Origin of the sequence: Mesorhizobium sp. M7A.F.Ca.CA.003.01.2.1, assembly GCF_003998945.1 — a bacterium.
GTDB classification, from domain to species: domain Bacteria; phylum Pseudomonadota; class Alphaproteobacteria; order Rhizobiales; family Rhizobiaceae; genus Mesorhizobium; species Mesorhizobium ciceri.
On record NZ_RZRA01000134.1, the window covers coordinates 1 to 8061 of the forward strand.

The 8061-nt window shown below is 65.3% G+C and carries 7 protein-coding genes; 1 reads left to right on the top strand and 6 read right to left on the bottom strand.

Annotated elements, in window-relative coordinates; genetic code table 11:
- Window positions 1–94 precede the first annotated feature (94 nt).
- Window positions 95–451: a cupin domain-containing protein gene (locus tag EN969_RS08250; protein ID WP_013530464.1), complete on the top strand. Its 357-nt coding sequence runs from the start codon at window positions 95–97 to the stop codon at window positions 449–451.
- A gap of 17 nt (window positions 452–468) precedes the next feature.
- On the opposite strand, the gene EN969_RS08255 is transcribed toward EN969_RS08250, so the two are convergent.
- The 6 genes from EN969_RS08255 to ntrB form a co-directional block, all read right to left on the bottom strand.
- Window positions 469–735: a BrnA antitoxin family protein gene (locus EN969_RS08255; RefSeq protein ID WP_024503962.1), complete on the bottom strand. Its 267-nt coding sequence runs from the start codon at window positions 733–735 to the stop codon at window positions 469–471.
- Between the two features lie 99 nt (window positions 736–834).
- A complete protein-coding gene (locus tag EN969_RS08260; RefSeq protein ID WP_063168697.1) occupies window positions 835–3696 on the bottom strand; it encodes a nitrate reductase in 2862 nt (953 codons plus the stop codon).
- A gap of 4 nt (window positions 3697–3700) precedes the next feature.
- A complete protein-coding gene (gene nirD / locus EN969_RS08265; RefSeq protein WP_063168698.1) occupies window positions 3701–4030 on the bottom strand; it encodes a nitrite reductase small subunit NirD in 330 nt (109 codons plus the stop codon).
- 5 nt (window positions 4031–4035) lie between these two features.
- Window positions 4036–6486, bottom strand: a complete 2451-nt coding sequence (gene nirB, locus EN969_RS08270) for a nitrite reductase large subunit NirB (protein ID WP_024503965.1) — start codon at window positions 6484–6486, stop codon at window positions 4036–4038.
- Between the two features lie 4 nt (window positions 6487–6490).
- Window positions 6491–7288, bottom strand: a complete 798-nt coding sequence (locus EN969_RS08275; protein WP_013530459.1) for an ABC transporter ATP-binding protein — start codon at window positions 7286–7288, stop codon at window positions 6491–6493.
- Window positions 7289–7299: 11 nt separating this feature from the next.
- The coding region (gene ntrB / locus EN969_RS08280) for a nitrate ABC transporter permease (RefSeq protein ID WP_127419065.1) at window positions 7300–8061 on the bottom strand (762 nt) is incomplete at its 5' end.

Here is an 8061-nt window from a genome sequence, read left to right on the forward strand (position 1 = left end):
TCGCGTCGCCGACGAGCGCGAGGAAGCCGGCCTCCAGCACACGTCGAAACTGGCCGCAATCGCCGACCGCATCACAGGACATTGAGAGACTGCCATGACCGACTTCCAGACCTTCGCCCACCTCGCCTCCATCGACCTCGGCGAGCCTGAGCCCAAGCCGACCTCGATCAGCGGCGATCAGTTCGAAGCCTCGACGACGCTGTGGACCTCGCCGGATGGCGCACTGGAAGTCGGCGTCTGGGAGTGCACGCCGGGCCGCTTCACGGCCTCGCGCGAGACCAATTCCGAAACCTGCCACATCGTGTCAGGCCGGGTCTCGCTGCATGGTCCCGATGGCCGCAGCGAGGACGTTGGTCCGGGCGAAATGCTGGTGCTGCCGAAAGGCTGGAAAGGCGAATGGACGATCCACGAGAAGACGCGGAAGCTCTACATCCTGCACTTCGAAGCGTGAGCCGGCTGGAACAGCCGCTACTCGTCGTCTGAACGATCACCCCCGGTAACGATCGGCTTGCCTTCTATCACACGCCGCAAGGCGTCGTTGATGCGGTCCTGCCAGCCGGGTCCATCCTCCTGGAAATGGTCCAGCACGGCGCGGTCGATTCGGATCGAAACAAGCTCCCTGACGCCTGGAGCGGCCGTGGGCTCTCGGACCGGGGCAGCCGGCTTCTTCACCGGCTTGAAAGCCGCCTCGGCGGCCGCCATCGGATTTGTCGGTCGGCGCGGGGGATTTGCCATTGGATGACCCTGACTGAGGATGATTCGTGCGCGACGTAGCACGCCTGAGCCACCATAGCCCAACCAGCACCGTCGCGCAGGCCCCTTTGGTCAGGACGATCACTCGGCTGCCTGGAGGCTCTGTGCGTCGATGATGACCCTGATCTCGGCGCGGCAGGAGCCGCAATTCGTGCCGGCATTCAGGGCCGCGCCGATTGCCGCGACGCTGCCGCAGCCGCGGCGTACCGCTTCCGTGATCTGGTTGGCGCCAACGCCGAAGCAGGAGCAGACGATGGCGCCGCGATCGACGTCGATCCCGCCCGGCCGCCCGGCCACGATCGCCAGCCTGCTGCGCCGATCAACATGATCGGCGCTCAGTTGTTCCGCCGCCCAGCCGCGCGACACGGCGACCGGGCCGGGCGCGACGAACAAGGCGCCTGACAGTTGGTCGTCGTCGAAGGCGGCGATGCGGTGCTGGCCGACGTCGCGGTCGTGATAAGCTGATATTTCGGCACCCAATGACGTACCGAACAGCGACCCGGCAAAGCCTGCCCAGTCGATGTCGTCATCGGCAAAGGCAAGCTCGACCCGCCAGCCGCCCTTGCACTTGGCCACGGCCCAGTAGGGCGCAGTATTAGGCTCCGGCCGCTGCCGAGCCACCGCAAAGCCAAAGGCCTTTGCCGCGAATTTCTCGATGCGGACGGCGACATGTTTCAGCGCCGGCTGACCGGAAATGGGATCGGTCAGCGGCGCGGTCAGCGTGTCGAGCCGGCCCTTTGCCGAGAACTGATCGGTCCAGTGCATCGGCGCAAACAGGCTGCCCTGGCGCTGGCGCGCCGTCACCAGCGCGCGCACCAGCACATCACCGCGCGGGCTGGAAACGCGCGCTATGTCGGCGTCACCGATGCCGAAGCGCTGCGCATCCGCCGGGTGGATTTCGACGAAGGGCTCGGCGATGTGCTGCGAAAGCCGCGGGCTTTTCCCCGTCCGCGTCATGGTGTGCCAATGGTCGCGGATGCGGCCGGTGTTGAGGATCAGCGGATAATCGGGGCTGGTGCGGATTTCCGTGGTGGGACGGATGGCGATGAAGCGCGCCTTGCGGTCGGGTGTGAAGAAGTTGCCGTTGGCGAAGAAGCGAGCCTGGAGCCCAGTCGTGCCGACCCCTTCTGGCCAACCTCCAGCTTGAGCGCCCCCCTCTCGCCTGCCGGCCATCTCCCCCTCAAGGGGGGAGATTGGCAGCTTTGCCGACTGCTTTCGCTTTGCGACGTTGTGAATTGGCGAAGACGGCCATGACAGCCGATCTCCCCCCTTGAGGGGGAGATGGCCGGCAGGCCAGAGGGGGGCGCCTTGGCTCGGCGCTGGCCATTGGAACGGCTCAAGCGCCTCATATCCCTCCGCATCAACCCCGGCATAAGCCCCGATGTCGAAATCCCGCGCACCATCATTCTCGAAACCCGACAGCGCGGCATGCTCGGCAAACACCTCCGCCGGCGACGCGTAGGAAAACGCCTCACCAAACCCCATCCGTTTGCCCAACTCGGCAATAATCCGCCAGTCAGGCAGCGCATCTCCGGGCACGCGCAAAAAAGCGCGCTGGCGCGACACACGGCGTTCGGAATTGGTGACGGTGCCATCCTTCTCGCCCCAGGCGGCGGCGGGCAGCCGGACATGGGCGTGGCGGACGGTATCGGTCCGGGCCAGCACGTCCGACACCACCACGAACGGGCACGCCTTGATCGCCGCTTCGACGGCATCGGCGTCCGGCATCGAATCGACCGGGTTGGTGGCCATGATCCACAGCGCTTTGATGTGCCCGTCGGCAACCGCCTTGAACATCTCGACTGCCTTCAGGCCGGGCTTTCCGGCAACGGCCGGCGCGTTCCAGAAGCGCTGCACGCGGTCGCGATGATCGGGGTTTTCGATCTCCATATGGGCAGCCAGCATGTTGGCCATGCCGCCGACCTCGCGCCCGCCCATGGCGTTGGGCTGGCCGGTCACCGAAAACGGCCCTGCCCCTGGCTTGCCGATGCGGCCGGTGGCCAAATGGCAGTTGATGATGGCATTGACCTTGTCGGTGCCCGAAGACGACTGGTTCACCCCTTGGCTGTAGACGGTCACGGTCTTGGAGGTCGCCGCGAACAGGCTGTAGAACCGGTCAAGCTCGTCCTCGCTCAGGCCCGTGGCAGCGGCGACGCCAGCCAGGTCCAGCGCGGAGGCGGCGAAAAGCGCTTGCCCGAAGCCCGTCGTGTGCGTCGTGATATAGGTGCGGTCGAGCGCATTGTGCTGGCCGAGGTAGGCGAGCAGCCCGGTGAACAAAGCGATGTCGCCATCCGGCGCGATCGCCAGATGCATATCGGCAATGTCAGCGGTCATGGTGCGACGCGGGTCGACCAGCACGATCTTCATCTCCGGCCGCTTTTCCCGGGCAGCCGCGATGCGCTGGTAGAGCACCGGATGGCACCAGGCGAGATTGGAGCCGACCAGCACGATCAGGTCGGCAAGCTCCAGATCGTCATAGGTTCCGGGCACGGTGTCGGAGCCGAAAGCGCGGCGGTGGCCGGCGACCGAAGAGGCCATGCACAGGCGCGAATTGGTGTCGATATTGGCGGAGCCGACAAAGCCCTTCATCAGCTTGTTGGCGACGTAGTAGTCCTCGGTCAGCAACTGGCCGGAGACATAGAAGGCGACCGCATCGGGCCCGTGCTCGGCAATGGTTTGCGAGAAGGTCGAGGCGACGAGGTCGAGCGCCTCGTCCCAGCCGGCGCGGCGGCCGTGGATCTCTGGATGAAGCAGCCTGCCGTCGAGATCGATGGTCTCGGCCAGTGCCGAGCCCTTGGAGCAGAGCCGGCCGAAATTGGCCGGGTGGTCGGGGTCGCCGCGCACGGACACTTGCCCGTCCGCGGCGACCTTCGCCAGCACGCCGCAGCCCACCCCGCAATAGGGGCAGGTGGTCCTCACCTCGCGCGCTTCATCGATCTCCATGGGGTCAGGCCGCGCGGCTGACCAGCGCTTCCAGCGCAATGAACAGATGCTCGCCTTCGATCCGCACCGGAATGGTGCGCACCGCGCCCTCGTCGGCGCCGAGCGCCTTGCCCGTTTCCAGCGAAATCACCCAATTGTGCAAGGGACAGGTCACCGCCGCGCCGTGCACGATGCCCTGGCTGAGCGGTCCGCCTCTGTGCGGGCAATGGTCGTCGATGGCGTAGACCTGATCGTCCTGGGTGCGGAAGACCGCGATTTTTCCTTCCGGCGTGGCGACGCAGCGCGCGCCGCGGCGAGGGATGTCGGAGAGAGAGCCTATCGATATCCAGTTCATGACGCTCACTCCGCCGCCTGCGCAAAACCGACCGAAGCCATTGGCCGGAATTCGTGCTTGTCCTTGCCGGAAACGCGTTCCGACCACGGGTCGACCTGGGCGAATTTCTGGCTGAAGACGAAGCGCTCGTAATAGGCCTTGCGCTTGTCGCCATCGTCCATGATCTGGCGCTTGATCTCGGGGATGCCGATGCGCTTGGCCCATTTGTAGATGCGCTCGAGGTAGCGGCCCTGCTCGCGGTACATCTGCGTCAGCGCCACGATATGCTCCAGCGCCTCGTCCTCGGTTCTGACCAGGCCGAGTACTTCGGTGCCCTTGATGTCGAGGCCGGCCGCGCCGGCAAAATGGATCTCGTAACCGGAGTCGACGCAGATCACGCCGACATCCTTGCAGGTCGCCTCGGCGCAATTCCTGGGGCAACCCGACACCGCCATCTTGACCTTGGCCGGCGTCCACGAGCCCCACATGAATTTTTCGATGCGGATGCCGAGGCCCGTCGAATCCTGCGTGCCGAAGCGGCACCAGTCCGAGCCGACGCAGGTCTTCACCGTGCGCAACCCCTTGGCATAGGCGTGGCCGGAGACGAAGCCGGCCTGGCCGAGATCGGCCCACACCGCCGGCAGGTCTTCCTTGCGGATGCCGAGCATGTCGATGCGCTGGCCGCCGGTGACCTTGACCATCGGGATTTCAAACTTGTCGACAACGTCGGCGATGGCGCGCAGTTCAGCGGCATTGGTCACCCCGCCCCACATGCGCGGCACCACCGAATAGGTGCCATCCTTCTGGATGTTGGCGTGGACGCGCTCGTTGATGAAGCGCGACTGGTAGTCGTCGGCGTAGTCGTCCGGCCAGTCGCAGACGAGATAGTAATTGAGCGCCGGCCGGCATTTGGCGCAGCCGCAGGAGGTCGTCCATTCCAGTTCCTGCATGACGGCGGGAATGGTCTTCAGGCGCTTGGCGATGATCAGCCGGCGGACCTCGTCATGACCGAGCGTCGTGCAGCCGCACATCGGCTGCACCGCCGCTGGATTGTATTTGTCGCCGATGGTCAGCACCATCAGCTTCTCGACCAGCCCGGTGCAGGAGCCGCAGGAGGCCGACGCCTTGGTGTGGGCGCGCACGTCGTCGAGCGAGGTCAGGCCCTTGGCCGTGATCGCGCCGGTGATCTTCCCCTTGCAAACGCCGTTGCAGCCGCAGATCTCCGCATCATCCGGCAAGGCTGCAACGGCCGCCATAGGGTCCAGCGGGGCACCCCCCTGGTAGGACTGGCCGAAGATGAGCGTATCGCGCATCTCCGATATGTCGGTCTGCTTTTTCTTGAGATCGTTGAACCAGGCGCCGTCCGCCGTCTCGCCATAGAGCACGGTGCCGATGATGCGGTCGTCCTTCAGCACAAGCCGCTTGTAGACGCCGGCCGCCGCATCGCGCAGCACGATCTCCTGGCGGTCCTCGCCCTCGGCGAAGTCGCCGAGCGAGAACAGGTCGATGCCGGTGACCTTGAGCTTGGTCGGCGTGTCCATATGGACGAAGGCCGCCGCTTCGTTGCCGGCAAGCTGGCTGGCTGTGACGCGCGCCATCTCGTAGAGCGGCGCGACGAGGCCATAGACCTGGCCGTTGACCTCGGCACATTCGCCGAGCGCGTAGATGTCGGGATCGTTGCTGCGCATGCCGGCATCGACGACGATGCCCCTGTTAACGGCGATGCCGGCCTGTTTGGCCAGCGCCGAATTCGGCCTGATGCCGACGGCCATCACCACAAGCGTTGCTGGGATAATGGTGCCGTCAGCAAGTTCCACCTGTCCGACCTTGCCGTTGCCGGTGATAGCCTGTGTGTTGGCCTTGGTGATGACCTTGATGCCGCGCTGCTCCACCGCACGCTGCAAGAGATAGCCGGCGGCCGGATCGAGCTGGCGCTCCATCAAGGTCGGCATGACATGCAGCACGGTGACGTCCATGCCTTGCGCGTTGAGGCCCGCCGCCGCCTCCAGACCCAGCAGGCCGCCGCCGATGACCACCGCCTTGGCCCGCGACTGGGCAGCGAGCATCATCGCCTGCACGTCGTCGAGATCGCGATAGGTCAGCACGCCCGGCAGGTCATGGCCCGGAACCGGAATGATGAACGGTACCGAGCCGGTGGCGATGACGAGCTTGTCGTAGGGCTCGGTGACGCCGTGATCCGAGGTGACGGTCTTCGCCGTCCGGTCGATGGCAACGATCTTGTGGCCCTTGTAGAGGGTGATGTTGTTGGCGATGTACCAGCCGTCGCCATGGATGATGATCTCCTCATAGGCCTTCTCGCCCGACAGCACCGGCGACAGCATGATGCGGTCGTAATTGACGCGCGGCTCGGCGTTGAAGATGGTGACGGTGTAGCGGCCCGGAGCCTGTTCCAGCAGGTGCTCCAGCATGCGCCCGGGGGCCATGCCATTGCCGATGATGACAAGTCTTTCGCTCATGGTGCTACTCCGCGGCTTCGACGAAGCGGTGGCGTTCGTAGAGGAACTTCAGAACCGCCTCGCGGCAGCGCAGGAAGGTCCGGTCGGAAGAGAGTTCGACGCGCCGGCGCGGCCGCGCCAGCGGCACGGCAAGCACTTCGCCGATGGTCGCCGCCGGACCGTTGGTCATCATGACGATGCGGTCGGAGAGCAGCACCGCCTCGTCGACGTCATGGGTGATCATGATCGTCGTCGAGCCGAGCCTGGAATGGATGTCCATCACCGCGTCCTGCAGATGGGCCCGCGTCAGCGCATCGAGCGCGCCGAACGGCTCGTCGAGCAGCAGGATCTTCGGCTCCATCGCCAGCGCCCGGGCGATGCCGACGCGCTGCTTCATGCCCCCGGAGATTTCCGCCGGGCGCTTGTCCTTGGCATGCGCCATCTGCACGAGGTCGAGATTGCGCATGATCCAGTCATGCCGCTCGACTTTGCTCTTCGAACGGCCGAAGACCTTCGACACCGCCAGGTTGATGTTTTCGTAGACGGTCAGCCACGGCAGCAGCGAGTGGTTCTGGAACACCACGGCGCGTTCCGGTCCAGGGCTGTCGACCTCCTTGTCCTCGAGCAGCACGGCGCCGGCCGACACCTTGGTCAGCCCGGCGATCAGATTGAGCAGGGTCGACTTGCCGCAGCCGGAATGGCCGATGATGGAGACGAATTCGCCCTTGTCGATGGTCAGCCTGATGTCCTTCAACACCTCGCTGACCTGGGCACCACGCGTGAAGGATTTGTCGATATGGTCGAGCTTCAGATAGGCCGTCATCGCCCCTCTCCTCACTTTGCCGTTGTGCCGCGGGTGACGAAGGCGCCGACCGCCGCGACCAGCCGGTCGAGGCAGAAGCCGGTGACGCCGATATAGGCGAGCGCGACGATGATGTCGGGCAGCCGCGACGAGTTCCACGCATCCCAGATGAAGAAGCCGATGCCGACGCCGCCAGTCAGCATTTCAGCGGCGACGATGGCGAGCCAGGACAGGCCGATGCCGATCCTCAAGCCGGTGAAGATGTAAGGCGCGGCGGCCGGCACCATGATCTTGACGAAGAATTCGAACTGGTTGAGCCGCAGGATGCGCGAGACGTTGCGGTAGTCCTCGGGAATGTTGCGCACGCCGACCGCGGTGTTGATGATGATTGGCCAGATCGAGGTGATGAAGATGACGAAGATCGCCGACGGGCTGGAATCACGGAACGCCGCCAGCGACAGCGGCAGCCAGGCCAGCGGCGGCACCGTGCGCAGGATCTGGAACACCGGGTCGAGGCCGCGCATCGCCCAGATCGACTGGCCGACCAGCGCACCGAGCGCGACGCCGACGACCGCCGCCAGGCCGAAGCCGACGGCGACGCGCTGCAGCGAGATCAGCACGCGCCAGGCCAGACCTATATCCTGCGGGCCATTGTCGAAGAACGGATGCGCTATCAGGTCGTAGGCCTCGTTCCACACCTGGGTCGGCGGCGGCAGGCTCGATGTCGGCGACGAACAGGCGATCTGCCAGACGACCAGCATCAGCGCGATGACGATGATGGGCGGCACCAGCGC